This window comes from Micromonospora parva, from assembly GCF_000718515.1.
GTDB lineage: Bacteria > Actinomycetota > Actinomycetes > Mycobacteriales > Micromonosporaceae > Micromonospora > Micromonospora parva.
In genome coordinates, this window is record NZ_JNZS01000015.1 from 63,083 (window position 1) to 88,926 (window position 25,844).

Annotated in this window: 21 protein-coding genes and 1 CRISPR repeat array; of the genes, 12 read left to right on the forward strand and 9 right to left on the reverse strand. The window is 68.9% G+C overall.

Annotation, left to right across the window (positions count from 1 at the left end):
• Window position 1: 1 nt before the first annotated feature.
• Together IF22_RS0121300 and IF22_RS0121305 are read left to right on the forward strand one after the other, a co-directional pair.
• Window positions 2–451: an LPXTG cell wall anchor domain-containing protein gene (locus IF22_RS0121300; RefSeq protein ID WP_030334689.1), complete on the forward strand. Its 450-nt coding sequence runs from the start codon at window positions 2–4 to the stop codon at window positions 449–451.
• 77 nt (window positions 452–528) lie between these two features.
• Window positions 529–1,053: a hypothetical protein gene (locus tag IF22_RS0121305; protein ID WP_245233693.1), complete on the forward strand. Its 525-nt coding sequence runs from the start codon at window positions 529–531 to the stop codon at window positions 1,051–1,053.
• 69 nt (window positions 1,054–1,122) lie between these two features.
• On the opposite strand, the gene IF22_RS0121310 is transcribed toward IF22_RS0121305, so the two are convergent.
• The 5 genes from IF22_RS0121310 to IF22_RS0121330 are packed head-to-tail and all read right to left on the reverse strand — an operon-like array spanning window position 1,123 to window position 4,877.
• Window positions 1,123–1,332, reverse strand: a complete 210-nt coding sequence (locus IF22_RS0121310) for a hypothetical protein (protein ID WP_030334693.1) — start codon at window positions 1,330–1,332, stop codon at window positions 1,123–1,125.
• Window positions 1,333–1,365: 33 nt separating this feature from the next.
• Window positions 1,366–1,872 carry a DUF4913 domain-containing protein gene (locus IF22_RS0121315; protein ID WP_030334695.1) on the reverse strand — a complete coding sequence of 169 codons (507 nt, stop codon included), beginning with the start codon at window positions 1,870–1,872 and terminating at the stop codon, window positions 1,366–1,368.
• A complete protein-coding gene (locus IF22_RS0121320) occupies window positions 1,869–3,011 on the reverse strand; it encodes a hypothetical protein (RefSeq protein ID WP_156057775.1) in 1,143 nt (380 codons plus the stop codon). The genes IF22_RS0121315 and IF22_RS0121320 overlap by 4 nt, the downstream gene beginning before the upstream one ends.
• Window positions 3,012–3,030: 19 nt before the next feature.
• Window positions 3,031–4,464 carry a relaxase family protein gene (locus IF22_RS0121325; protein WP_030334700.1) on the reverse strand — a complete coding sequence of 478 codons (1,434 nt, stop codon included), beginning with the start codon at window positions 4,462–4,464 and terminating at the stop codon, window positions 3,031–3,033.
• Window positions 4,461–4,877 (reverse strand): hypothetical protein, encoded by a 417-nt coding sequence (locus IF22_RS0121330; protein ID WP_030334701.1) that lies wholly within the window; start codon window positions 4,875–4,877, stop codon window positions 4,461–4,463. The genes IF22_RS0121325 and IF22_RS0121330 overlap by 4 nt, the downstream gene beginning before the upstream one ends.
• A 385-nt stretch (window positions 4,878–5,262) precedes the next feature.
• On the opposite strand from IF22_RS0121330, the gene IF22_RS0121335 reads away from it, so the two are divergent.
• Genes IF22_RS0121335 through IF22_RS0121345 form a run of 3 tightly spaced genes read left to right on the forward strand, consistent with a single transcriptional unit; the run spans window position 5,263 to window position 8,023 of the window.
• Window positions 5,263–6,372, forward strand: a complete 1,110-nt coding sequence (locus tag IF22_RS0121335) for a tyrosine-type recombinase/integrase (protein ID WP_425339853.1) — start codon at window positions 5,263–5,265, stop codon at window positions 6,370–6,372.
• On the forward strand, window positions 6,369–6,710 hold the full coding sequence (locus tag IF22_RS0121340) for a helix-turn-helix domain-containing protein (protein ID WP_030334705.1): 342 nt from the start codon (window positions 6,369–6,371) through the stop codon (window positions 6,708–6,710). Before IF22_RS0121335 ends, IF22_RS0121340 begins: the two co-directional genes overlap by 4 nt.
• Complete coding sequence (locus tag IF22_RS0121345; RefSeq protein WP_156057778.1) at window positions 6,710–8,023, forward strand: hypothetical protein; 1,314 nt, start codon at window positions 6,710–6,712, stop codon at window positions 8,021–8,023. Before IF22_RS0121340 ends, IF22_RS0121345 begins: the two co-directional genes overlap by 1 nt.
• 171 nt (window positions 8,024–8,194) lie before the next feature.
• On the opposite strand, the gene IF22_RS0121350 is transcribed toward IF22_RS0121345, so the two are convergent.
• Window positions 8,195–8,734 carry a DinB family protein gene (locus tag IF22_RS0121350; protein ID WP_051708692.1) on the reverse strand — a complete coding sequence of 180 codons (540 nt, stop codon included), beginning with the start codon at window positions 8,732–8,734 and terminating at the stop codon, window positions 8,195–8,197.
• A 231-nt stretch (window positions 8,735–8,965) separates the two neighbouring features.
• Here IF22_RS0121350 and IF22_RS0121355 point away from each other — a divergent pair, with 231 nt between their 5' ends.
• The 3 genes from IF22_RS0121355 (at window position 8,966) to IF22_RS0121365 (ending at window position 11,287) form a co-directional block, all read left to right on the forward strand.
• On the forward strand, window positions 8,966–9,637 hold the full coding sequence (locus IF22_RS0121355) for an HAD family hydrolase (protein WP_030334712.1): 672 nt from the start codon (window positions 8,966–8,968) through the stop codon (window positions 9,635–9,637).
• Window positions 9,631–10,137: a 2-thiouracil desulfurase family protein gene (locus IF22_RS0121360; RefSeq protein ID WP_030334713.1), complete on the forward strand. Its 507-nt coding sequence runs from the start codon at window positions 9,631–9,633 to the stop codon at window positions 10,135–10,137. The genes IF22_RS0121355 and IF22_RS0121360 overlap by 7 nt, the downstream gene beginning before the upstream one ends.
• Window positions 10,138–10,588: 451 nt before the next feature.
• A complete protein-coding gene (locus tag IF22_RS0121365) occupies window positions 10,589–11,287 on the forward strand; it encodes a class I SAM-dependent methyltransferase (protein ID WP_030334716.1) in 699 nt (232 codons plus the stop codon).
• A gap of 551 nt (window positions 11,288–11,838) precedes the next feature.
• Window positions 11,839–14,061: direct repeats of the CRISPR family, unit length 28 nt; unit sequence CTGCTCCCCGCGCACGCGGGGGTGATCC.
• Between the two features lie 76 nt (window positions 14,062–14,137).
• On the opposite strand, the gene IF22_RS0121370 is transcribed toward IF22_RS0121365, so the two are convergent.
• On the reverse strand, window positions 14,138–14,383 hold the full coding sequence (locus IF22_RS0121370; RefSeq protein WP_030334718.1) for a helix-turn-helix domain-containing protein: 246 nt from the start codon (window positions 14,381–14,383) through the stop codon (window positions 14,138–14,140).
• Between the two features lie 229 nt (window positions 14,384–14,612).
• A complete protein-coding gene (locus IF22_RS0121375; RefSeq protein ID WP_030334724.1) occupies window positions 14,613–15,758 on the reverse strand; it encodes a site-specific integrase in 1,146 nt (381 codons plus the stop codon).
• An 889-nt stretch (window positions 15,759–16,647) separates the two neighbouring features.
• Between IF22_RS0121375 and IF22_RS0121380 the strand changes: the two genes are divergently transcribed.
• From IF22_RS0121380 to IF22_RS0121395, 4 genes are read left to right on the forward strand one after another with little or no spacing between them, the layout of a single operon-like run.
• Window positions 16,648–18,135, forward strand: coding sequence for a hypothetical protein (locus IF22_RS0121380; protein WP_167337323.1), 1,488 nt, complete (start codon window positions 16,648–16,650; stop codon window positions 18,133–18,135).
• On the forward strand, window positions 18,132–20,777 hold the full coding sequence (locus IF22_RS0121385; protein WP_030334728.1) for a phospholipase D-like domain-containing protein: 2,646 nt from the start codon (window positions 18,132–18,134) through the stop codon (window positions 20,775–20,777). The genes IF22_RS0121380 and IF22_RS0121385 overlap by 4 nt, the downstream gene beginning before the upstream one ends.
• Window positions 20,778–20,804: 27 nt before the next feature.
• Window positions 20,805–21,596, forward strand: coding sequence for a hypothetical protein (locus IF22_RS0121390; RefSeq protein WP_030334730.1), 792 nt, complete (start codon window positions 20,805–20,807; stop codon window positions 21,594–21,596).
• 32 nt (window positions 21,597–21,628) lie between these two features.
• Entirely contained in the window at window positions 21,629–25,222 is a 3,594-nt protein-coding gene (locus IF22_RS0121395; protein WP_030334732.1) for a tetratricopeptide repeat protein, read from the forward strand.
• On the opposite strand, the gene IF22_RS34575 is transcribed toward IF22_RS0121395, so the two are convergent.
• The gene (locus IF22_RS34575; protein ID WP_081883940.1) at window positions 25,128–25,781 is read right to left on the reverse strand and encodes a helix-turn-helix domain-containing protein; all 654 of its coding nucleotides are present in this window, start codon (window positions 25,779–25,781) and stop codon (window positions 25,128–25,130) included. The genes IF22_RS0121395 and IF22_RS34575 overlap by 95 nt on opposite strands.
• Window positions 25,782–25,844: the final 63 nt, after the last annotated feature.

The window sequence follows — 25,844 nt, forward strand, 5'->3', positions numbered from 1 at the left end:
CATGGCCGACTCCGACAACCTTTTCAGCGAGTTCGAGCCCGAGGATTACGTCGACAACAAGCCGATGATCCGGGTGCTGGCGCTGTCCGAGGGGAAAGCCCAGGAGACCATCATCCAGCTGCGCGCCCAGCACGAGACGATTCGCCGGAGCCTGGAGCGCAGCCAGCGCGAACTCAACGAAACCAAACTGAGCCACGAGCAGCGCAACGGCACTCAGCAGACCGAGATCGCGCGGTTGACCGGTGAGCTTGAGGCGACGAAACAGAGCCTCGCCGAACTGAGTCGCCAGTCGACCGTCGCGGTGGCGGTGGCCTGGGTGGGCACGGTGCTGATCGGCTTCGGGGTGAACCTGGTGACCGGAGATGATCAGCAGGCGCTCGGTCTGGCGCTGATCGGGCTGGGCGCGGTAGTGGGAGGGGCTGCATTCCTCATCCCCCGGCGGAAGCGGTGATCTCCGCCTCGACACCGTTGGCTTGGAGAGGCGGCCGCTAGTTGCGCGCTGGAGGACGAAACCTCTACCGATGGCGCGTGTCGCATCAAGCACTGGCCGAACTGCGAGCGGTCCCGCATGCGCTGATCTGCCGCACGTGGCGGACGGCGACTGAGGCCACCTGCCCCCGGACGACGCAGGACAATGTGACGGTGCGCCATGAGCATCACGTCTTCCACAACCCGCCGTCGTCGACACCGGCCGAGGTACACGCCGCGCTCGACCGGGGCGAGTTGCCTGCCGCGCTGGATGCCATGGTCGGCACCGCACTGCACGGCGACGGAGACTGGAAAGAACTGCAGGACCTGCACCTTCGGCTACTTGAGCACGAGGATCACCAAGTCAGTGCTCTCGCTGCAACGTGCCTGGGGCATCTCGCGAGGGTCTACGGTCAACTGGACGAACGCAAGGTAGTCGTCGCCCTGCGCCGAGCTCGGACGCTGCCACACACCAGCGGCACCGCCGACAACGCGCTGGAGGACATGCAGATTTTCCTCCGCCCGCGGCGCGCACGGTGGCGCCGACGGCTGCGGACCGCGATCCGCCCATGGACGTGGATCTGACTCGAACGCAGCAATGCCATGGCGCCCGTGAGAGCTCCCCGACGGCTCGCGACGTACCACTGGCGGCGGTCAGCTCTGCTGGTAGTTCACCGCAGCGAATCCGCACGGCTGGCGCAGGTGCAGGTAGTAGGCGCCCTCGCCGTAGTCGTCCAGTTCCGCGCCGCCGATCAAACCCACATAGTCCATCGGTTGGCCGCAGCCGGGACAATCGGCGTGCTCGGCGTCCTGGATCCAGTCGGGCCAGCCGCTCAGCGTCGAGGCCCCCGATTCCACTTGCATGTGAGCATGAACGCCGCCACCGTCGGCCCGGTGTCAGTCCCACCACCTCCACCAGTTCTCTGGCGCGGACTCGGCCGGTACCTCCGGCGGCGAGTGGTGTCGCGTCTCCCCGAGGTCGCCGCCCGCAGCGCAGTTGCGGAATGGGCCGTCGTCGCCGTACAGGATTGGCAGTTGGTGGTCCAGTTCTCGCAGCCAGGACAGCATGCCGGTCATCTGTAGGCGGGCCTGTTCCCAGCCGTACCACAGGGCCGTCAGCCGGGTTACCGCTTCGTCATGGCGCCACCATTGGTCGCACCAGTGCCAGCGGGTCATGCCGACCTCGCTGACCGGGCGCGGGAAGGTTGGCAGTAGGTAGGTGGTCACCCACTCCTCGACCGTCGAATACAGCGGCGGCTGGTCCCCGTCGCCGGCGTGCGGGCGCTCAGCTTGGGCTTGTTGCAGCTCAGCAACCCGCGCCGCCAATCTCGCCACCTCAGCGGCGAGCTCGTCGATGTGGGTAACCGCTCCCGCTTGGGCCTGTTGCGAGCTGATGGCCGTCATCGTGTCTGGCCCTGCATCGGCACCGCAGTGAGCACTGTCGCCGGCCGCTTCCCAGCGACTATGGGATTGATCTGGGCAACGCGAAGCTTTGGGAAGGCCTGCGCCCAGGCCGGCACCGTGAGTCTGTCAGCGTGGTGGACGGCAGCGGCGGTGGCGGCCATGTGATCAGCACTGTCGTCGTGGCGTGTGCCCGCCGATTGCCCGGCTGCGTGTTTGTCGGCAGGGGTACGGGGGTTGTCGGCCGTCCCGCCGTCGCGGACTCCTACACCGCGCTCGACAGCCGCTCGGCTCTGCAGGTCGCGCGCCAGGGCCTCTTCCACGTGACCCTGCGCCAGGCGGATTCCCTCGACCGGCAGCCCGTTAGCTTCGCCTGCTCTGATGGCCTCGTTCATTCCGGCAGCGAGGTCGCGGAGTAGCTGCACTGCGTTGCCAGCGGGCAGCCTCCCGACGGTTCGCCACTGGCGCTGCAACTCGTCGAGTGCCTCCGGCCGGACGTACTCCGCCAACTCCATCGCCTCCTGCCGAACCGCGGCGTCGAATTCATCGACCGACCCGATGCCAGACGGTGGCAGCGCGGCCGGACCGTCGGGTGTGATCCCCTGTCGGTCGCGTGTGCCGCCGTGCGCGCGAGCCGCATGCTGGCGATGGTATGAGCGCGCGTCGCGGTCCCAGACTTCCTGGGCAGCGGCACGCATGGCCTCAGAGATTGGTTTTCCGGCCTGGCGGTGGCGTTCATAAGCGCCCATCAGGTCCGGGCGGATCTGCCGCAGCCGTCGCTCTGCGAACTCGGCCGCCCGCTGGGCTACCGGATCGCTACTCGCGTGGATCGTCGCAGTACGCCACACGGCGGCGGCTTCGGCGAAGGTAGCCTTGTTGACCAGCCAATCACCGTCCAGCGAAGCCGCCATTCGCTCGCGGTCCGCCCGTACCTTCGCTGCCAGACGGTCGGCTTCACGGCGGGCTTTCGCGGCGGCCTGTTCCCGGTGGGCCTCGCGTTCTCGTTCAGCAGCCTTGTTCTGGATGCCGACGGCGGCCCAGCGGGCGCCGGCCTCGCCGACGGTCGCCATTGTTGCGAGCCCTTGCAGAAACTGTTGGCGGGTCTCGGCCATCGGGTCTTCGTGGTGCTGCGGATGCGGCACGTGCACCTCCCTTGCCTGCTCAGCGGCTGCGCGCGGTACGCCGGCCGCCTCTCACTGTCGGTGCGGGTGTTGACGTCGGAGTTAGCGGCACCGTTACCGCCCGTTGCCAGGTGCCCGCTACCACCCGCAGCGCGTCAGCTGCGGTCCGCGCCGCCTCGGCCTGGTGCAGGCGCTGCTGGGCGTTCCGCAGCTGTGCGAGGGTTTCGGCGAGCCGCGCCAGGTCCATCACCAACGCAAGGGCTGCGATTGTGTCGTCGTCACCGGAGACGCGGCCCATGAGCGCTACCAGGCGCGACATGGCGCGCATCTCCTGGGAGCGGCTGGTGGTTTTCTGGACCCGGCCGTACAGGTCCCGGGCCGCGCGATCGAACACCTCAGCTGCCCGGTGCAGCGGCCCACGCCGGTCACCCTCGGCCGAGGAGGCCAGGCTGGTGAGAAGGTCAGCTGCGGCAACCGCGGTGGCCTGCGCCCGTCCGGGCGCGGCATGGGCGTCGCGGCGGATGTCGTCGGCGGCCGCGGTGACCACCTTGGCGGCCTGGCGCATCGCGTCGACCCGTTCGCTCCGGCCGGGCGATGCCGGCAACGGCGCAGGGACGCCCCACCGCAGCCTCAGCTTCGGCAGTGTCATGTCGGGCGCCAACCGGCCTCCACTGAAGTACAACGGGTGCCCGCCGGCGGTGCGGGCCCCGGGAAGCGCCACCGCGTACCCGGTGATCTGCCGGGGATCGGTGCTGCTGTGCCGCAGCCGGACCAGGATCCCCGACGCGCGTAGCCGGGCGAAGAACTCCTCCTGCGACCCGGCCGCAGCCACTGCCGTGCGTACCCGCCGGCGCAGCTCGTCCCGGGGCGTCTGGGCACGGCCGGCGCGACGGGCTTTGCTGACCTCAGCGGGATGGGGGCGGCGGTGGGCGGTGCGGTCAGCCGGCGGGACCCGGCGGTGGAGGTTGTAGCGGCGGGCGACGTTGTAGGTGGCCTTGACGCAACGCGGGTAGTCGTTGCGCATCCAGTCGGTGCGGCCGTCCTCGCGTACCAGCGTGGCGACGATGTGTACGTGATCGTCGGCATGACGCATGGCGATCCACCGCAAGCCCGGGTCGGTGGCGGTAGTCGCGACGCCGACCTCAGTGAGCATCTGCACCGCCATGTTCGCCCACGTCGTGTCGCCGACGGTGCGATGCCGATCCTCGGGGGCGAGCCGCATGCTGGCATGCCAGACGAACTTCGTCGGCGGACGGTAGCCGGCGCGGACCGGCTGCTCCAGCAACGCCGTGAGCGCCCGGACGTTCCATCTGCCGCTGACGGTGAGTACGGGCTCGAGGTCGGTCAGGCTGCCCGCGCCGTCCCACGCGGCCACCAGGTGCGGGTTGACGTGTTCTTCCGTCTTGCCTGGCCCCCACAGATAGCGCAGCAGGCCACCGACTCGTGAGCCACGCCGATGCACCCGCGTGATCAACGCAGCTTCCTATCAATCCGGGAAATCACCTCGTCAAGCCGGACCACCGCCGCCGCGCAGAGCCGGACAGCTTTCGCCGACCAGTCGGGCAGTTGACCGGTGGCGTTGAACGCCGCCGCGGCCTGATTGACGTTGTTGCCGAACATCACCACGGCACGACGAGCGGCGAACAACTCGTGCTGCAGATCGCGTAAGTCGCCTGCCGTACCACCGGGTGCCTGAGCGGCGGACGCGGCGGCGACCGCGGCCTTCGCCGCGTAGCCGGTCGCGGTCAGCTGAGCGAGCGCCGCAGCCGCGTCAATGACGGCCTTCTCCTCGTCGGACAGCCTAAGCAACATCGCGCGCGAACGGGCCGGCCGGTTGTGGGCACGGTGGCGTGCCTTGCGGCGCGGGGCAGGCTGCTCACTGTCCATTGCCGCCACTGTGCGCCCGAAGCGTTGCCGGCGACGTCTGCGCCAGCGGTTACCGTAGTCGGCCCGGCCGCCGCGACGAGCGCCGCCTACTTCCCATTGCCAATCTGCGGCCGCGCCCGGCCACAGATTGATAAGCAATGGCCATATCTTGCTCCAACCGGCGCGTGTTCGATCAGATGCGATTACGCGCTGGTAGGCACGCACCTCGAACACCAGGTCGTCAAGCTGGCAACGCTCACTCCAGGCACCGAGTAACGGGAAACCAACATCGAAGAGCCAGCTTTCGATCTTCGAAAGGCAGGGCTCTGACCTGCGCCTTCACCAGTCCATCGCACCTAACGCGTGAATCCCGCATCCGATGCGAGCGTCCGGCGTTGTACTCAGCGTGAAAGTCAGCGGCTCCGCCGGACTCAAGCTCGTCGCGGGCGTCGCGCTGCTACGGCCGGAAGAGCACGTGTTCGCGACGATGCTCGACGGCTGGCGCGATCAGCAGGCCGCCCGGAACCTGTCGCTGGCGACGATCGCGTCGCGGCTGCGAGTGATCCGCGCTTTCTCCGATTACGTGACCAGCTATCCCTGGCAATGGCTGCCGCAGATGGTCGACGAGTGGAGCATGGATCTGCGTTCTGTCCGTGGACTGCGCCGCTCCACTCTGCGCGGCTACCAGGAAGCGGTCCGGCTGTTCTGCGACTACCTGACCGACCCGGCCTACGGTTGGGCCAAGGAGTGCGAGCAACGCTTCGGGTCCCACCCGGTGCAGGTCTGCCATGAGTGGAACACCGCGGTGCACGTACAGGACAACGAGGCCGACCCGGCCAAGCGGGCGTTCACCGCCGCCGAGCTGCAGGCTCTGTTCGACCACGCGGATGAGCAGGTCACGCGCATCCGCGGTGCCGGCCGCAAGGGCTGGCTGCCAGCGTTCCGGGACGCTGTGCTGCTCAAGACCGCGTACGCCTACGGGCTGCGCCGCAACGAGACCCGAATGCTCGACGTCGCCGACTTCGGTACCAATCCCTACGCGGCCGAGTTCGACGGGTTCGGCGTCTGCTACGTCCGCCACGGCAAGGCGATGAAGGGCTCCGCCCCGAAACGCCGCAGCGTGCTGACCGTGTGGCCGTGGGCCGTCGACATACTGCGCCAGTGGACGACCGAGGTGCGGCCGCTGCTGGCCCTTGACGGCAACCCGGCCCTCTGGCCGTCTGAGCGAAGCTCTCGCATCGGTCTGCAGCAGATCAACAGCCGGCTGTCGGCCTACCGCGATGCGCTCGGCCTCGGACCCGGCCTGGACTTCCACTCGCTTCGCCGCTCCTACGTCACGCACGTGATAGAGGGCGGCTGGGATCCGTTGTTCGTGCAGCAGCAGGTCGGTCACGAGCACGCCTCCACCACTTCGATCTACACCTGCGTCTCGTCGGACTTTCGCACCCAGACCCTGCGCCGGGCGTTGGACCAGACACTGCACCAAGCCCTCGAACCCGCCGGAGCGATCGGATGAAACGCCAGGCCAGCTACCGATGGCGGCTGCGCAACGTGATGGCCGAGCACAACATGTTCAACACCACCGAACTGGTGCCGCTGCTCGCCGACCGCGGCATCATCTTGTCCGCCTCGCAGGTGCACCGGCTCGTCTCCGGTACACCGGAACGACTGTCGCTCGCGGTCCTCGCTGCACTGTGCGACATCTTCGACACCACGGCTGCCGAGCTGATCGTCACCACCGCGGAAAACCTGGCCCCACGCCGAGCAGCAGCGGCGGGGTCGGTCAACGACACGAACGCCGGCAACTCCGGGACGGTCCGTCCGCTGCGGGCCATCCTGCGCCCGGACCCGTGATGACAGCTCCCGAGGTTCTGTGCTGCGACTGCGGCACCGTCCCACCTGGACGCCGCGGGAAACCACCGGTCTGTCCGTCATGCCAGCTGACCCGGCGCCTAGCCAAGCTCCTCGACGACGGCACCGGCGCACCAGCCGCCCGCCTCAACGCCCTTGCCACCCACCTGCACGCGACAGGAGCACCGGAGAAGACGCTGCACTGGCTGGCGCGATCCGGACCGGCCGAATTGCTGCGCGCGCTGGCCACCGGGCAACTCGAGCTCACTCACGAGGCCTTCCACTCCTGGCCTCGGCCGCTCGCCGCCGACCACCTGCGCCGCCACCTGATCGCCTGCAACCTGCTACCACCAGCCGACCCGCATCTACTCGCCATCGAGGCGTGGCTGCACCGACACCTGGCCGCGATCGCCGAGCACCCGCACGAGCAACTGCTGCGCCGCTTCGCCGTCTGGCACCAACTCCCCCGGCTCCGCGCCGACGCCGCGACCCGGCCGCTGCGCGCCACCGCCAAACAGTACGCGACCGGTCAGTTCACCCAAGCCGAACTGTTCCTGAGCTGGCTGCACGAACGCGACATCAACCCCAGCCACGTCACCCAGTCCACGATCGACAACTGGTACGTCACTCACCGAGTCCACCAACGCCACCTGATCCGCGGCTTCCTGCTCTGGGCAACCGAACATCACCACCTGCCCCTGCACCTCATCCCGCACCGGGTCTCGTTCCAGCCCGGCTCCTCGCTCACCCAACAGCGCCGCCTGGCCCTGCTGCGCCGCTACCTCAGCGACGACACCGCCCCGGCACCGGCCCGGGCAGCAGCCGTGCTGATGCTGCCCTACGCCCAACCCTTGAGCCGCGTCCAGCACCTCACCCACGACGACCTGCTCGACATCGACGACGAGCCGCACCTACGTCTCGGCGAACCACCCAGCCCGCTCCCACCCGCGGTCGCGCAACTACTAGACCGCCTGATCAGCAAGCGCGGCGACGACCAATGGCTGTTCCCCGGCCGACTACCCGGCCAGCCCGTCGCCTACAACACCCTGCACCGCTGGCTGCGCCAGCTCGATTTCCCACTCGTCGGGGCCCGCGTCTCCGCGCTGCGCCAGCTTGTGCTCCAAGCACCCGCGCCCGTCATCGCCGACGCGCTCGGCTTCCACCAGACCACCACCACCCGCCAGCGCGCCCACGCCGGCGCCACCTGGAACCGCTATCCAGCCAGCCGCCACCGACCAGACCTCACTGACGCCGAATCGAGACAGGCAGTCGAGGAAGCGTGCTCAGGGTTCGGGCGGCCATATCTGACACCGTAAGCGCGCGCCGGTGCCCGGCCCGGTTACCGAGCGCTACGGACACGCCTCCACCGCGCCCGGCCAGCGGCAGATCCGGATGGTCGCGAGTGCTCTCGGCCGGAGAAGATCGAGGTCATGGGGCATAGCTACCGCGCTGGCGGCGGTCCCTATGCTGACCCACCGCCCGGTGGGTCACAGGCCGGTTCGCCCGTCGATGCACTCGCGCAGGAGGTCGGCGTGGCCGGCGTGCCGCGCATACTCCTCGATCACGTGGACAAGCACGTCGCGCGTGGCGTGGTTGCCACCGTCGACCGGCACCTCGCGGCCCAGGTCGGCCTCCTCGAGGGCGTAGAGCCATTCGTCGGTCTTGGCGATCTCGGCCTTCCAGGTTGCAAAGGCCTCCTTCACCACCGCTGGGTCGGGGACCGCGCCCCCAAAGTCCCAATCCGGGTCGTCCTCGTGCTTGTAAAGGCACAGTGCGTCGGTCCGCCCTTGCAGCACACGCTGGAACCAGTGGTTCTCCATCTGAGCCAGGTGGCGGACCAGGCCGAGCAAGCTCAGGGTGCTGGGAGGTACCGAGCGTCGGCCGAGCTGCTCGGCGTCCAGTCCGTCGCACTTCATCTCTATGGTCAGAAGGTAGTTGTCGAGGTACTCCCGGTAGGTCGCCTTCTCGCCGGCGGGCTGACCGAAGGTCCTGGGGTCGTCCTCGGGGGCGGTCCACAGTTTGCTCACGGCGCCACCCAATCGCGGGCGGACTGCACCGGTCAACTGGTTGCGGTGCCCCAACTACGACGGCCGCCAGGAGAAATTCGATCCCCGCTCGCTCATCGACACAACCGCGCGGTCGGCGGCAGAGGAGCGTACGCATGAAGGTGCCGGCTGTGCCGGTCTGTGATGGCGGCTTCGATACGAGGGGCGCCTGGCGACCGACCGGGGTCAGATCCAGTCGGGTAGCGTCTCACCGTGTATCAGGCGATCTTGCTGGACCTGTACGGCACGCTCGTACACGATGATGAGAGCGCGGTCAATGACGTCTGCGTGCAGGTAGCGGATTTGATCGCAGTCGATCCGCCTGCTATCGCGGCAGAGTGGTCCCGACGGCTGGAGGCCAGCGCCGAAATGGCGTATGGGGCCGGTTTTCGTACGCTCGCCGACCTGACGCTCGGCAGCCTCACCGAGGCTGTGGCGAACTTCGGGGCATCCGTGGAACTTGAGCCGATCTGCCGCAAGCAGCTGCACTCCTGGCGTCATCCACCGTTGTACGACGACAGCCGGCCGTTCCTCGATGCTGTGAAGGTGCCGGTGTGCCTGGTCTCCGACGTCGACCAGGACGACCTGACGGCGGTGCTGCGGTGGCACGGCATCGCCGTCGCCGCAACGGTGACCAGCGAAGAAGCCCGCGCATACAAGCCCCGCCCCGAACCGTTCCAGCTCGCGCTGGCCCGCCTCGGCCTAGGCCCCGGCGACGTGATCCACATCGGTAACTCCGCATCGTCCGATGTCGCCGGAGCCGCCGCTATGGGTATCGACACGGCATTCCTCGACCGTGCTGGAGACGGCCTGCCGCCAGGGATTACGGCAACCTACACCGCGGCGACGCTGACGGCGCTGCTGCCCCAGGTGTTGCCATGGTGAAAATCCTGGTCAGCGGCTGCCTGGGCGGCGCACCGATCCGGTTCAACGAGACCGGCGTGCCGGTCGCCTCTCCGATCTGGCAGCGGTGGGCTTCTGAAGGGCGCCTCGTGTCGCTGTGTCCAGAACTGGCCGTCGGATTCCCGGTGCCGCGCCCGCCAGCCGAGATCGTCGGCGGCAGCGCGGCCGACGTCCTCGACGGCCACGCCCACGTACACGAAGCATCGGGCCGTGACGTCACCGAACTGTTCCAGGCGGCGGCGCAGCGGGCGGTCGACAAGGCACTGCAGGCCGGCGTCGGGCTCGCCATCCTGGTCGAGGGCAGCCCTACCTGCGGTAGCACCTACGTTCACGACGGAACCTTCACCGGCGTCACCGTCGCTGGGCGTGGCGTCGCGGCCGAGGCGTTGCGCCGCCGGGGCATCCCTGTGTTTCCTCACCACGACCTGGACAGGGCAGCGGCTGCTCTGGCGGAGCAGGAACGGCAGCACGGCAACGGCTGACGCCCGCTCGTCGCAGCGTGCGGTATCACCTAACGCACTCACATCGGCAGACCCGGATGCTGGCGCTAACCCGTTTCGGCTACGTTCCGTGATGTGCTTCGGCAGTGGGCGGCCCCGCCGAAGAAGAACTCGCTCAGAACGAATACGCGCTCCTGCCAGTAAGGTTTTTATCCCGGTCACGCCCCAGTGGTGGTTCGGCCTACAGTGTCCGGTCCACTTGAAGCTGGCACCGTCCACGGTTGTTGGCACCAGTGGTGGCACCGTCCGGATTGTGTTGGCACTGGTCTCCGGTCTCCGACATCTGGCGTCTGTCTCGTTGTAGCTGGTGACGGCCAGGGCGGTGTCAAACCTCGAAGATGGGTGCTCAGTTCACCGAAGTTGGCTTGGAGACTGGTAGCGTGCGCGGCTTCCGAGACCTACGCGTCCGCACCACATGAGGAGGAGCCGAACGATGACGGATACCGGAACGCGGTTGGAAGGCGGCGGCACTTCTGGGTCACGGAGCAGGCGAGCGGACGGCTGGTTGGCAGACATCCGGATCTCCTACGACACGGTCGCCGACAGCTACTCCGACTACACACGGGTGGCCTTGGCCGGGGAGCCCTATCTGCTCGCGGCGTTGGCGTTGTTCGCCGACCTGGTCCATGCCGCCGGCGGTGGCCCGGTGGCGGACGTGGGCTGCGGACCAGGCCATGTCACTGCCCACCTGCATAAGCTGGGCGTCGATGCCTTCGGCGTCGATTTGGCACCCGCGATGATCGACATCGCTCGGCGGGAGCACCCCGACCTGCGGTTCGAGGTGGGTTCGATGACGGACCTACAACTCGCTGACGCCTCGATCACTGCTCTGCTCGCCTTCTGGTCGTTGATCCACATCCCCGACGACGAGATCCCGGCGGTTCTTGGCCACTTTCGGCGGGTGCTGCGTCCCGATGGACCTCTGTTGCTCGGCTTTCACGTCGGAGATGGGTCACAGCTGAAGACGGAAGGCTACGGCGGTCATCCGATGAAGGTCTACGTGCACCGCCGTCAGCCGGACCGGATGGCGACCTGGCTGCGCGATGCCGGATTCACGGTCAAGGCCCAGATGCTGCTCGGCCTCGACGAGAGCCTTCCAGGAGCGGTCCTCTTTGCACACCGCCGGCCCTAGCATCCCGGCCAAGTCCACTGACCCAGGCATCGGTGGTGATCAAGCTCGACGAGGACGACGTCGCCACGCTCGGCCACCCCGCTCAAGAAGGTGCCAACTAAACCTGGACGGAAACGCTTCCGCCGTCCGCACCTAGTTGGCACCGCTACTGCTCAAGCGCGACGATTAGTGCCATCTTCACGTGGACCGGACATACAGGACCCGAGCGACCAGGGTTTCCGACGTCGGCAGGGCGGCATCCGGGCGTCGGAGGTGTGATCCCGTTCGCCGATGAGGGCGATGTTTGAAGGTGGCAATGCCCGAAGCGGCATCGATAGCCGTGCACCACGCCCACGGCTTACTCTTCATCAGCGGGTGTTCGACTTCGGCCCACCCCGTGCGGCGATGCCTGTTCGCCGGGCGCTCCGCTTAAGCCTCATCATTTATCCTGTAGCGGAGTCCGCTTGCCCTCTACCTACCTACGACGCGAACGCGAACAAAGTGAGACGGCCTTGCGAGACCTAGTGAATGAAAACTGCGAAGTCGATCTATAACGCCGCAGGTCAAGAAGCCTGCTCCCCGCGCACGCGGGGGTGATCCGCAGCCGTGCTGTCCCTCGCCCGGCCTCAGCGGCTGCTCCCCGCGCACGCGGGGGTGATCCTACGCCCACGACCAGGACACCATCTCCAAGTTCCTGCTCCCCGCGCACGCGGGGGTGATCCGGTGGCGCGCAGGACGTGCGGCCCGAACCGGCGCTGCTCCCCGCGCACGCGGGGGTGATCCCTGGGAGTCGGCGACCACACCCGGCCGGTCGATCTGCTCCCCGCGCACGCGGGGGTGATCCCGGGCAGCCCGTGGTCTTCGACCTGAAGACCGGCTGCTCCCCGCGCACGCGGGGGTGATCCCGTCCGGGCGGCGGCGAGTTCCTCGTCGGTGGGCTGCTCCCCGCGCACGCGGGGGTGATCCCTCGGCGTAAAGCGTCTTGTCCACCACCATGCCCTGCTCCCCGCGCACGCGGGGGTGATCCGGTCACCGAGGGCCACCCGGACAACGGGCCGGCCTGCTCCCCGCGCACGCGGGGGTGATCCCTTCTTACCAGGAGAGCAAGTAATCCCCCCCAACTGCTCCCCGCGCACGCGGGGGTGATCCCGACTGGCGTTCGCGGGCCTGGACTTCGGTGGCCTGCTCCCCGCGCACGCGGGGGTGATCCTCCCGGGGGAGCAGCTGCGCCGGCACACCGGTGCTGCTCCCCGCGCACGCGGGGGTGATCCTACGTGGTAGCCCGACCGGCATAGCTCATCGTCCTGCTCCCCGCGCACGCGGGGGTGATCCGGTGATCCGCCCGGCCAGGTGAGCGGCCATTTCTGCTCCCCGCGCACGCGGGGGTGATCCGTACCCGGCGACCGTGGCCCAACCCGACCCGTTCTGCTCCCCGCGCACGCGGGGGTGATCCCGATTCGGTTAACCTGCGTGGCGGTACCCGGATCTGCTCCCCGCGCACGCGGGGGTGATCCTCGTACGACGGTGGCGACCCGACCAATTCCGTTCTGCTCCCCGCGCACGCGGGGGTGATCCCCCGCATCGACCTCGACGGCCACCGGCAACGCCCTGCTCCCCGCGCACGCGGGGGTGATCCGGCCGTGAGCCGCCTGCGAGCGAGCCTCTGACGCTGCTCCCCGCGCACGCGGGGGTGATCCGGCCCGGACCGGGTGGCCGACAACGGCCCGGTCCTGCTCCCCGCGCACGCGGGGGTGATCCCTGGTACAACGGCTTGGCTACGCGGCCGGACGGCTGCTCCCCGCGCACGCGGGGGTGATCCCCAGGGCACCGGAGTCCAATCGAGAGGGGTCGACTGCTCCCCGCGCACGCGGGGGTGATCCCGCGCCGGCGAGGTCGCGCAACGCCGGCGTGTACTGCTCCCCGCGCACGCGGAGGTGATCCCGGCCGGGCGCGCGTCGTCGCGGTGACGATCGACTGCTCCCCGCGCACGCGGGGGTGATCCGAACGTCCGCTACGGCGCGGCGATCGACATGTCCTGCTCCCCACGCACGCGGGGGTGATCCGAACGTCCGCTACGGCGCGGCGATCGACATGTCCTGCTCCCCGCGCACGCGGGGGTGATCCGGTCCGCCGGTGAGGCGGCGGGCTGCACCCCCACTGCTCCCCGCGCACGCGGGGGTGATCCGGATGATGTCGGCGCCCTGCTGGGCTGCGGTCACTGCTCCCCGCGCACGCGGGGGTGATCCGGCGATCGACTGGTTCCGGGTCCCGGCGGAGGCCTGCTCCCCGCGCACGCGGGGGTGATCCGTCGGTGACACCGCCGTCGACCCGCCGCCCACCCTGCTCCCCGCGCACGCGGGGGTGATCCGTTCGCCCGGGGCGCGCTCCAGTACGGCGACGCCTGCTCCCCGCGCACGCGGGGGTGATCCCGGGTCACCCGACAGCGGGCCCGCCGCCGGTCCCTGCTCCCCGCGCACGTGGGGGTGATCCCGGGACCATGCTGGCCCTGTTCGTCCGGACGCTCTGCTCCCCGCGCACGCGGGGGTGATCCCCATGTCACGCCGGCGGCTGACCCCGCCAGTCCCTGCTCCCCGCGCACGCGGGGGTGATCCGATGGGGGCGGGCCCGGTGGTCATCCACTCCCCCTGCTCCCCGCGCACGCGGGGGTGATCCGATGGGGGCGGGCCCGGTGGTCATCCACTCCCCCTGCTCCCCGCGCACGCGGGGGTGATCCCGTGCCGGACGTCGCCGAGCGGTGGGAGTTGTTTTGCTCCCCGCGTACGCGGGGGTGACGTCGACCGTCGGGGGATCGGTAGGTAACCGGGGGACGGCCCAGCCGTAAGAACGCTCTATCGGGACCTGCCCATCCGACTACTCAACGCCAAGCAGCTTGAGGATCGCATGAACGGGCACCACGTACCGCCGGCCCACACGCAGAAGGCGCACCGGGAACTCGTTGGTTTTGGCCAAGTCATAAGCCTTCGTGCGTCCGATACCCAAGATCGCTCCAGCTGTCTCGATATCGGTGGTGACGCCGAGGTCACGTACCGCATCGATTGTCCACACCTGGTCTTGCACTCGACTCGGCTTGCGTCCGTCGCTTGTGGTGGTTGCCATCGTCCGGCCCCCTAAGGTCGTGAACACGCCGAAGTCGGCGTCAAGCCTCACGATGCGGGCGATCGGTTATCTGGGGCGCTCCCAACGCAGCCAGCCCTACAGGCAACGACGCAACCACGTGGGTTCAAGCGCTGGTGGCGACCCGGACACCGGCCAACTCGAAGTCGGAAGACAGCAGGCTGTACAGCTAGAGGCGAATGCCGTGTGTGAGCAGGCGTTTCCAGCACGGCTACGCCCTGGGTGACCAACTTGCGGCGTCGCCGAGCACCGCTTCCATCAACTCAGCGGCCTTCCGTTCGCTCTCCGGCAACACGTGGGTGTAGACCTCTCGCGTCGTGCGGCTGTCGGCGTGACCGAGCCGCCGCTGCATCACGTGTTCGGGAACGCCAGCGTCAGCGCCGGTGGTAGCGGAGGTGTGTCGCGCATCGTGAAGGGAGATGACGGGAACGCCGGCATCGGCACAGGCCTTCGCCCACTGGTCGGTGAAGTACTTCGGGTAGTACGGCTCACCGTCCTCCCGGCAGAACAGGTAGCCGCCATCGTGGTACAGGACTCCGGCATCGACCTTCTCCGCATCCTGGCGTGTTCGGTGAGCGTCCAGCTCCGCTACCAGGGCTGGCCCGAGCGCTACCGCCCGCTTGCTCTTTCCCTTGGGAGACTTCTCGACCACGCCGTTGCTGGTCGTGGTGCGCTGCCAGTGCAGCAACAAGACGCCGCGATCGAGATCAACGCGCGGCCACTTGAGACCGGCCAACTCTCCACGTCGAGTGCCGACGACGATCGCCAGGACCCAGGCGGCACGTAGCCGGTGGTCGGCGTGGTGCTTGAGGAACTTCGCTGACTGCGCGGGCGTCCAGACGCCCTTGCGCCCCATCGTTTCCCGCTCGACCTGCCGAGGTTGCCGCACACCGTCGACGTTGACCCCGAGGTCGCTCAACGCCTTCATCAGGACCCGGTGCACGATCCGGACGGTGGTCGACGACAGCGGGCCGCCGTTCTTGCCACCGCTCTTCAGCAGCTTCTTGTACAGCTCGTGGATCACTCGCTTGTCGAGGGCGTAGAGCTGCCGCGCGCCGATGTGCGGCACCACGTAGCAGCGCATGATGTCCCGGTAGTTGCTGAGCGTCGTCTCTTGGACATCCAGCTCGCGCTCGTTGAGCCAGCTCTCCAACTCGGCAGCGACGGTGCCGTCGGCCCCGAGGTCCGCTCCACCGTAGGCGGCGCGGGCGTCCTGCTCCGCCTTCAGTGCGGCGGCCTGGCTGGGGAACCCCTGCCGCTTGTGCTGGCGGCGCCGCCCGTTGGCGTCGGGTGGGAGGTCGATGATGAAGAACCAGCGGGTCTGGCCGTTGGCGAGGCGGTAGTTGTAGACAGCCATACGGCTGCACCTCCGCGGTAACGGGATCGAGGGATGCAGCCCACGTTAAGCGATCTCCGTTACCGCCAGCGTTACCGCAAGATCACACATGATCTTCTATATCCGCTGGTGAATACCAGTCGGGACGGCCGGATTCGAACCGACGACCCCTTGTTACCATCCGTAACCAAATCGAACTTGTCGTTGATTGTCGAGAATTGACGTTGAGCTGCACTGACGCGATCAAACACTGGTCGCTTCTTGTCACTGATCGTCACCGGTAGACGAGGTTTTTCGGGGGGTAAACGGGGGGTCGCCGACGTGGCAGCACTGGTTCCACCGCGCCCCGCTCCCCCACCGTCGGGGGCGTGCTGTCGCCAGGAAACAGCGTGCGCCCGCCCGTCGCGACTCGCGTACCGCGAGCAGGGGTTCGTGGCGGTGGGGCGAGACGGACCTTGCCCCACCGCCGATTACCCTCGGCACGACTCTCGAGCTCACGCAAATCTAGCGACACCGTGGACATCAACTGGAGCGACGGCACGGCTGGCCAGGGCAGAAACCGGTCATGACCGGGAGTTGTATCTGCCCCGCGGCTGGTGCGACGACTTCCTCGAGGAGCTCACCGAGGTCGTTCAGCAGGAACCCGTTGACTTCGGCCGAAAGCGTCTGATCTGGATCTTCTTCGCTGGTATCTCAAGGTTAGGTTCCGAAGTTAAGCCTTGCCCGCAGTCGGCCTCGACAGGACGATCGGCGAGTGTTCGCGGTGGGTTTCTCCATTCGCGGACATGCAGTTCGACGATGCCGCTAGCAGCCGCTCCGTGCCCCATCCATAGTGGTTGCCCGCTCGGCGGATGTGATACGCGGTTCGGACGGACGACACTGGCGAGATGCCAGCGAGGGGACATCGACCGTGATCGCACCGTCGATCGCCGTGGAGGGCCCGGCCTGGGGCGAGCCGGGGTTGACGGCGCGTGCCGGCCGATACCCGTTGGCCGTGGAGGCGCCGGTCATGGCGGGCGTCGACATCCTGGTCCCCGGCGTCTCCACGCTGAGCCACTACGCCCGCTACTACGCTCTCTACTGGGCGCTGGCCGCCTACGCCGAGGCCACCGGCCTGGACGAACAGCGGTGCCGGTGGCTAATCCGGCGGACCGAGGTGGCGCTCGCGGTGATCTCCCGGGCCGCCGGCTCGGACGGTCCGGATCCGGCGCCGGCGCACGGCGTGGACGCCCTGGTCCGGCTCGCCCCGGAGCCGGGCCGCGAGTTCAGCGTCGCCGACCGTGAGGGCCAGCGGTCCTACTCGCCCCGGGCCTGGGGTTTCTGGTCGCAGTACGGCGGGTCGAGCATCAGGTTAGGCACCGTGACGGTGGATCGAGGCGCGCTGCGCAGCGGCCGGCACCCCTGCCCGCCGTCGATCGTCGACATGTTCGCCCCGCTGTTCGAGATCGCCGAACGCGACGCCGGGGTGCAGGAGCCGGCGGCGCTGGCCGGCCGGCCCGAGGACCTCAGCGCGCTGGCCGCGCTGATGACAGCGACCGTCGCCGGCCGGCACGACCCGGACGACTGGACCGGCGACGACCAGACCCGCCGGGCGACCCTGCGGATCCTCGCCCGCGCCTGCCAGCTGCACCCGGCCATGCCGACCTGGGTGGGGGCGTTTCGGAAGGCCGTCGCGTACGGGGCGGCGGCGCGTGAGGACTCGGTGCTCGCCGGTGACGACCGGACCCAGGCGTGGCGGGGCGTCCTGCTGCGCCACCACTCCGTGGGTGCGTGGCGTCACCTCTGGGCCGCCCTGGTTGGCGAGGTGCACCGCAACGGGCCGGTTACCCGGGAGCACCTGCGCGACTGGTTCGCCGACCAACTCCCCGCCGGCACGGTCGCCGGCTTGGAGGCGGGGCTGCCCGACCTCGTGGACGGCCGCGGTGATCCGCTCCCCGCGGAACTGGCCCTGCGGGAGGACGAGACCCTTACCGCCAAGGTGGCGCTGCTGCTGCTCGGCGCACGGCGGGCGGACCTGCTCACCGGGACCGCCCGGCGCTACTTCCTCGGTCGTCGGCGGGCCTACTTGGACCCGTCGTGGGTGGCGCAGCGCCGCACCGAGTACGTCGACTGGCCGCTGCGCGACCTAGGTCGCCAGCTGGTTGACGACATGCTCGCCCAGTCCCGGCGGGTGGCGCTGCGGAAGGCGAAGGTCCATCGTGGCGGCACGATGTCGATGCCGAGCCGGTTGCACGAACGCGGTGGAGCGTACGTGGCGGCCAGTCGGGAGAGCCGGGACAACATCGGGCTGCGGATCAATCAGCTCGCCGGGCTCGCCGTCCAGTTGGGGCTGCTCACCCCGGAGGTGCACCAGCCCGTTACCCCGCTCGGATTGGCCCTGCTGGACGTGGCACGGTGACCGATGAGTTGCAGTGGTCGTTCCGGTCGCCGCTCAGCCTGCTCGAACGGTGGCGGGACCGGTTCGACGGGGCCCGGCTGCGGGAGTTCCTGGTCACCGGGTACACCCTCGACCTGGGGATCCTGGAGCGGTTCGCGGTGCCCACCGCCCGGGCGCTCGGCGCGCGGATAACCGTGCTGGCTGACGCTGGGCAGGCGGTGCACGACGCGGTAGACGTGCGGCGCGCGGGTCTGGCGTACCAGCACGGCCACGCGGTCTCCCGGGGCGCGTTCCATCCGAAGCTGGCCGTCCTGCTCGGCGACGACGACGTGTGGGTGGCAGTCGGCTCTGGCAACCCGACGGCCTCGGGTTGGGGCCATAACCGCGAGGTGTGGCTCACCGCCCGCAGCCGCCTCGGCTGTGGCCCACGGCTGCTGCACGACGTGGCGGATTGGCTGGTGGACCTGCCTACGGTTGTGGCCGTACCGAGTTGGATCGCCCTGACCCTCCGGGAAGTCGCCGGGCGGATGCGCCCGGTGGAGGTCGATGAGGGCTGGTCGCAGGTCCGGGTGGTCGGCAACCTGCACGGTTCGCTGCTCGGTCACCTGCCCACCGACGCGGTGGCAGAGCTGCGCCTCGCCGCGCCGTTCTACGACCCGCAGGCTGCGGCCGTGCGCGCGCTCGTCGACCGGATGAAACCCCACGCGGTACGCGTCGCGGTGCAGCCCGCCTTCGGCCGGTTCGAGGGCGGCGCACTGCTGCGGGCGACCGAGCCCGCGGTGGAGCGCGAGTTCCGGGTGCTGGCGGCCGGACCGCCGCTGCACGGCAAGGTGGTCGAGTGGACGACGCCCGCCGGGGTGACCCACGGCCTGACCGGGAGCGCCAACATCACCGCCGCGGCGCTGCTGCGCAGCACCGAGCACGGCGGCAACTGTGAGCTGGCCGTGCTGGCACCCCACCCAGTTTCACTCCTTCCCGAGGGCGAGGAGCCGAGTGAGGCCGCGATGGCCCAGCTGCGGGCGGGCCAGAGCACGAGCGTGACGGGGAGCCCGGCACCGGTCCTGCTGGGCTGCGCCGTCGTCGACGGGACGACGCTGCTGGTGGAGCTGGCCGCCCCGGTCACCGGACGGGTGGTGGTGGAGACCTCGCCCTCCGGTGAGCCAGGCACCTGGCAGGCTATAGGCGTCATTCCGGTGGGCCAGGCCACGGCCCGCTTCGTGCTGACGGAGGTGACCGGTGGCGCGGTGCGCACGGTCGTCGACGTCGGCGGCGTACGGGTAGAGTCGGCAGCCGTCTTCGTCACCGATCCCTCCCGGTGCCGACCGGTACGGGACGCGGACGACGCGCCGCGCCTCGGCCGGGGAACGCCCTACGAGGCGATCGAGGTGTTCACCGATCCGGCGCTCGCCGCGCGGTTTACCGCCGACCTGGAACGGCTGACGTTGCTCGTGACACCCCGGCCCCGCACCCCGTCAGCCTCCTCGGACCGGCAGGGGGTCGACGTCCGCACCGACAGCAACTGCTGGCGGGACTACCTGGAGGACTCCGACCGCGTGCTGGGACCGGACTTGTCCCGCCTCGTCTTCCCGCGCCGCCGCCCACCGACGGTGGGCGACCGTCGGTCGAGCTTCGTCGTCGACGACGTACGCGAGGACGAGGCGACCGAGGAGGAGGCCGGCATCGCGCCCGACGCGCCGACGGGCGACGACCCTTCGGCGGACGGCAACCTCCTCGACCGGCTGACCGCGAGCGAGCGGGCCCGCTACCGGGATTTCGCCACACGGTGGGCGGAGGCGGTCAGCACGCCAACGGTGGACAGCGACCATGGGTCGCTGCCACCGATGCACCTGCGGATGCTCGCCGCGTCGATGTACCTCACGCTGCTCGCCGAAGGCATGTGGCGCGACGACGGCTGGCGTACCGATCTGCGGTGGCTTGCGTGGGCGCTGGTGCCCGACGACAACGCCCTGGACGAGCTGCCGGCCGAAGCCTTCGCGCACCTGTACGCGTGGCTCGCCCTGGTAGTGGCGACCCTGCGGGAAGGCGCGCGACTGCACGGCAGCCAGGACGCGGACGCGCTGGTGACCGCCGCCTGGCGGGACGCCGCCGAGTGGGTGGCCGAGACCGACCTCGCGCTGGCCGAGGCTCTGCTGCTGCCGGCCGGGCACCTGTTCGCCGTGGTGGCGAGTGCGTCCGCGCTACGGGAGACCGTCGAGCTCGCGCGCGGCGCCAAGGATGACTCATACGCCGAGGCGCGGTCGGCGTTCGCCGATGCCGGGCTGGCCGTACGCCTCGAGGAGGGTGTCTGGCGAGTCGACGGTGTCACCGGCAACCCTCAGCGGGCCGCCGCCGACGTGGTGACCACGGTGCGGCGGGTTAGCGGTCGAGCGGCGGTGGCGGTGGCCTGCGCCGGAAGCCGTGCGGTGCTGGTCGCCTGCGACGACCGGATCATGCTGCTGGCCGACTCGCGCACGGCGATGTGGTCGGTGTACGAGTTGTCCTCCGTGCGTACGCCGCTCTCCCTCGTCGCCGGTGCGGCGGGCGGGCTCCCCTCGGGCGCCCGCGCCCGTCGTCCGCTGCGCACCCCACCCCCGCAGGTCAGTGAGCTGAGCCAGCTGCTCAGTGTGGACCTCGCCGCCATGGCCGCCGCCCTGAAATCCTGACGTCACCGGCACCACGGTGGCCCTGCCGTGCCCGGCCGAACTGTCACGTGCACGGCGCAGCGACAAACTCCGGCTAAGCTCAGCACTATCGATCGCTTCGAAGGCTCCTTGCCCCGCCGCCTCACGTTGGCGCTCGCGTCAGGCGCGTTGCTCGCCATGGCCGCCGCAGCGATATTGATCATCTGGCACGATTCCGCCACCAGAGTGGTCGGCGCCGATGGCTACAAGACATTGCTCCAGTTCCTCTTGGTGGTCGTGCTAGGTGGCGGCGTCTCCTTGCTTTACCAGGCTTTCAACCGTCAGGCCGAACAACGGGCCGAGCGATTCAAGCTGGCCGAGGATCGCGCGACCGCCATCCGCGAAATCCGCCAGCGCTACCTGGCCGAGCTGGTGGTGCTGTACAACGCGGTCAAACGCGCACGCCGCTTGCTGCGCGCCAGAGCCCAGATCCACACCACAGCGGGAGACGGGAAACTGCGGGTCGCCACGTACGACGAGCAACTCCAACTCCTCCTCGACGCGCAGCTGAGCCTCGAGCTCATGATCCGCAATGTGAACGCTGAGGGCGAAGTCTTCCACGGCGTACCTGAGCTCGTCCTCTTCTTAAAGTCCACCGAGGAATATCTACGCGAGCTGATCACCGAGTACGAAACCGTCATGCCGCGCGTCCCGTCCGGCACCACCGAGATCCCCACCCCGCCAAAGCTCGCCGACTTCATCGGACCGTACGAGCACTCCGAGTTCCGTCCCGATTTCATCCGCCCGGTCCAGGCCGCCATGGCCGCCGTCCAAAGCTTGATCACCGCCCCACAACCCTGATCCCCCGCCCCTTCGGACATCAGGAGGATGCGATGGAGCGCGACCATGGGCTCGAGGAGATCCTCGACCAGCTCGATTCGGAACCGGCGAAGGCCGCGCTCAGGTCGTGGGCGCAGGACACGGGCGTTCGTCTGACCCCGGTCAACTGGTCGGCCTCGGGTTTCACGTCGGCCCGGGTGTTCGGCGTATACGCACAGGGGAGGACGGGATCCAGCAAAGGAACCATCATCAAGGTGGACACTGCGCCGGATCGGGCTCTCACCGAGCTCGAAGCGAATCAGCTGGCGGAGTGGCACGTTAAGCCGCTCAGGCTCGACCATTTGGTGCGCTACAACTTTCCCGTCAAGCCTCTGGTGGGCGGCGGCTGGATCACCTTTCAGCAGGTCGCGGGGGGCGGCTTCGACCACACCATCGGATTCGACAAGATCTTCGAGAAGCACATTGATCCAGGGGCGACCTGCAGGGCCATCATCCGGTCGCTGCTCCTCGACTGGAATGCCAACACGGTGATGAGTGGTCCGATGACCGCCGGGCAGGTCCTGAAGGAGCTGCTGGGAGACCGGATCGAGCCGGGTGGGATCCTGCACGCCTGGGCGGACAGGTACGCCGGCCTCGTCTCCGCTCCGAAGACCTGGCTGCGTCACCTGGACGGGGACCTCGTCAATCCCTTCGCATTGGCCACCCACAGCGCGCTCGGAGACCTCGTCAATCTGTATCCCTTCCGCGGGCACACCCACGGTGACTTGCATCCGGGAAACCTGCTGGTGGCCACGGAGGCCAGCAATCCGCCTGACTACTGGCTGATCGACCTCTCGCGATACCGCCCGCGCGGGCTCCTGGCGTGGGATCCGTGCTATCTGATGTGCACCACCATCGCGATGCGCCTGCGCGAGCAGAAGGCATTGGATAAGGCCGCGCTAAGAGACGCGCTGCTGCATCCACAGACCGATGATGGAAAGCTCTCCTCGAAGCTCGACCGGGAGATGCGCCAGTTGATCTCCGGCATATACGGCGCCGAACACGAATACGCGAACGCAAACGGTCTGCTGGGCGACTGGCCGAAACAACGGCTCGTCTGTCTCACCGCGATCGGGCTGATCCTCTCCGGTCGGTCACTGCTCACACCGGCCGACCGCCAGTGGTTCTTCTGGCTCGCCGCGCATGCCGCCACCAAACTCCTCCCCCGTGACGAGATCGAGGACACCGACCAGCTACAACTTCCCCAAGAGTTCATCCTGCCGGGAGCCGACGCCAACGCATCGCGCTCCCGTCCCCGACGAACGACGGGCGGCAGTGCGGTCCCGGCCTTCCACGAACCGGCACGGGTGGCGTTGCGCAAGCGGCTGGTCGACGGGCCGTACGGCGTGGTCGTCGTGGTCGGGCCGCGCGGGGTCGGCAAGTCGACGCTGGTCAGCAGGGTACTGAGCGGTCTGGACAGCAGCCAGGTCCAGGTGTTCCGCACGCCAGCCGTCGGCGGGGCCCTACTGGACACGAAGACCCTCATCGAGTGCATCGAGGGTGGTACGGCCCCGGGGGCCGAACTGCGGCCGGGTGAGTCTTCGTTGGCCCGATTGGAGGCGGCGCTGGACGCGATCGGAGACAAGACGATCGTCATCGTCGTCGAGGATGCGCAGCAACTGCTGGGGCCGGGCGCCGTACTCACTGACGGCGCCTTGGACGAGGCCTTCGAGGCGCTGAGCGCGCGACCAGAGCACCGTGTCTCGGTCGTGCTGGTCACCAGCGTCGTGCCGACCTCTCCGTCGGACGGCACGTGGGCCGTGAGCGAACCACCGATCGCTATCGCGCGCCTGAACTACGACCACTTTGTGGGTTTGCTGCGGGAGCGCCCCGGTGGCTCCTCGCGCGTCCGGCGCTTGGACGACGAAGGGCTCAGCCAGCTCTACCGGGTACTTCAGGGCAATCCACGCCTCACCAACCTGTTCCACGCGGTCTGCGCGCTGTCCCTTCACCGCGTCCGGCTGCGCGCCCTGGTCGACGAGTTGTCCGGCCTCGCACCGAGGGAGGTGCCCGGAACCCTGCTCGGTCTGCTGCTCAACGACCTTGAGCCACCGGCTCGCCGGGTACTGGAGGCGCTGGCGGCCTTTCGGATCCCGGTCGCCGAGGAGCACGTTCTGGCTCTGTTCGACGGTGCGGCCGACGAGGAGACTCTCCACGCGCTGGAGAGACTGACCGACAGCATGCTCGTGCGGCGGGACGGCGACCGGTACGAGCTCACGGACGCCGACGCGGACGCGATTCTCCAGCGTATGGACGGAGGTGCTCGGGACCTGTCGTCTGACGTGGCGGCCCGTCTCAAGGAAATGCGCAACCGGAATCCTCGAACCGTGGCTGATCTTGCAGTTCACTTCGCCGAACTGCGGGCGCTGATCGAGGCGGGCGAGTTCGAGTCGGCGTACGAGCTGCTGGAGAACATCCACGACCGGCTTCGCGAGGTAAACAACACCTTCCTGCTGCTCGACACCCGCGACACGCTGCGCGGCCGCCTCGGCCACCCGTACCTCGAGATGGCCAACGAGAGTGCAGTCGGCGGCATCCACCGTTCGCGCGGACGCTTCGCCGAGGCGCGGGCCGCCTATCAGCGTGCACTCGCCTACGCCGAACAGGATCGGCACGAAGTGGCGAAGCTCAGGATCGGGGCCAACTTGGCCGCGATGTCCTGGCTCGACAACGATGCCGAGGAGGCCTTCGCGCGCTATCGAACGGTGCTCGACGGCGCCGAGCAGCTCGGCGATCCGGTCCTCCGGATGGGAGGGCTCGAAGGCCTGGCCGACTGTTACCGGCGCTGGGGACGGTTCCCGGAAGCCATCCATCACGTCGAGACGGCATACCGCCTGCCCTCGGAGGACGGCTACCCCGACACGCCGACCGCCCGGCGGGCTGCGGCCCGCAGGGTCACCCTCGCCCTGAAGCTCTCCCGCTGGCATGCCGAGCTCGCCCAACTGCCCGAGGCCCGCCGGTGGATCGAGGAGGCGCAGCGCTGGGCTAACGACAGCGCCGGCCGTTGGCATCGTGCCGCGCTCGCGGACGGCGAGGCTGACCTGTTTTTCTGGGAAGGCGACAAGACGGCTGCACACGCCCGTGCTGCCGAGGCGGTCGAGCTGGCCCAGCAGCTACACGACCCGGCCATCCTGACCCGAGCTCGAACGACCCTCTGTCTCGTGCACCTGGAGAACGGCGAATTGGGCGTCGCTGCGCAGGAGATCCTCTCGGTCAGACGCTACCGGCGCCCGGGCCACTCGCTGGTGGTCCTCGCGCTCGAGGCAGTGGCCGCCCGGCGCCAGCGCCGCCCCACCATCGCCAGCATGCGGTTTCGGCAGCTGGCCGCCGAGTCCGGCGACCGCTACCGGCACGATCCCCGCGACTTCGCGGCGGGTGACTTCCGAGCGCTCGCGATGTGCGATGACGTTCTCGACCGCGACGTCCCGGTCGCCGACGCCGTGCAGGCCTTCCGGGAGTCACGGTCCGGGGCACCGGAGAGCGAGGGCCTACGCAGACTCCTGCGGTTCCTGGTCAGCCGGATCGACCTCCGCGGCCGCCCCCGGGGTCCATTGCAGCCGGTGCTGGACGAGCTCTCGGCAACCAACCCCGATCACGAGCCCGCATGATGGCCTCAAGGCGGCTGCGTACACCGATCTCCTTGTACAGAGCCTGCAACAGGCGAAACATCGCGCGCTCGGAGTACCCGGCCCGCTGGGCGAGCTGCGCCACGGTGACTCCCTCGGCAAGCTGACGCAGCCACTCCAACCGTTCCGCCGGGGGAAGCGAGTTTTCCTCGCCGGAGGCCAGCGCCACCGCCACCCGGGCGGGCAGGACCGCCTGACCGTCGAGCGTGGCCTCGATCGTGCGTCGCAACGTCTCGTTGGTGACACAGCGCGGTATCACCGACCGGGCACCGGCACGCACCGCCCGAACGCCCAGGACCACGACGTCGTCCTCGACCACGGCGATCACCGAATGGGGTGACTTTTCCTCCCCCAGCCTGAACAGCAGATCCCAGTCGCCGTGCCCGATCAACGTCAACAGCACGACCGCGCCCGGAGACCGGCGGACCCATGCCAGCGGGTCTTCAGGCGTCTCGACGATGTGACCGATCGCGGACAGGGTCGCGGCCACTCCCTGCTTATACATCGGCAGGGGGTCGAGGACCGCGACATGGACGGTCACCGGTGATGGACATCCCTTCTCGGCCGCGCGGGCTACAGCGTAGGCACTTGTGCTCGCCCACCG

What these genes read in the sequence shown, in the direction of transcription:
- IF22_RS0121300 (WP_030334689.1), top strand. Translation starts at nt 2, where the DNA reads ATGGCCGACTCCGACAACCTTTTCAGCGAGTTCGAGCCCGAGGATTAC.
- IF22_RS0121310 (WP_030334693.1), bottom strand. Translation starts at nt 1,332, where the DNA reads ATGCAAGTGGAATCGGGGGCCTCGACGCTGAGCGGCTGGCCCGACTGG.
- IF22_RS0121315 (WP_030334695.1), bottom strand. Translation starts at nt 1,872, where the DNA reads ATGACGGCCATCAGCTCGCAACAGGCCCAAGCGGGAGCGGTTACCCAC.
- IF22_RS0121330 (WP_030334701.1), bottom strand. Translation starts at nt 4,877, where the DNA reads ATGGACAGTGAGCAGCCTGCCCCGCGCCGCAAGGCACGCCACCGTGCC.
- IF22_RS0121340 (WP_030334705.1), top strand. Translation starts at nt 6,369, where the DNA reads ATGAAACGCCAGGCCAGCTACCGATGGCGGCTGCGCAACGTGATGGCC.
- IF22_RS0121345 (WP_156057778.1), top strand. Translation starts at nt 6,710, where the DNA reads ATGACAGCTCCCGAGGTTCTGTGCTGCGACTGCGGCACCGTCCCACCT.
- IF22_RS0121360 (WP_030334713.1), top strand. Translation starts at nt 9,631, where the DNA reads ATGGTGAAAATCCTGGTCAGCGGCTGCCTGGGCGGCGCACCGATCCGG.
- IF22_RS0121365 (WP_030334716.1), top strand. Translation starts at nt 10,589, where the DNA reads ATGACGGATACCGGAACGCGGTTGGAAGGCGGCGGCACTTCTGGGTCA.
- IF22_RS0121370 (WP_030334718.1), bottom strand. Translation starts at nt 14,383, where the DNA reads ATGGCAACCACCACAAGCGACGGACGCAAGCCGAGTCGAGTGCAAGAC.
- IF22_RS0121375 (WP_030334724.1), bottom strand. Translation starts at nt 15,758, where the DNA reads ATGGCTGTCTACAACTACCGCCTCGCCAACGGCCAGACCCGCTGGTTC.
- IF22_RS0121395 (WP_030334732.1), top strand. Translation starts at nt 21,629, where the DNA reads ATGGAGCGCGACCATGGGCTCGAGGAGATCCTCGACCAGCTCGATTCG.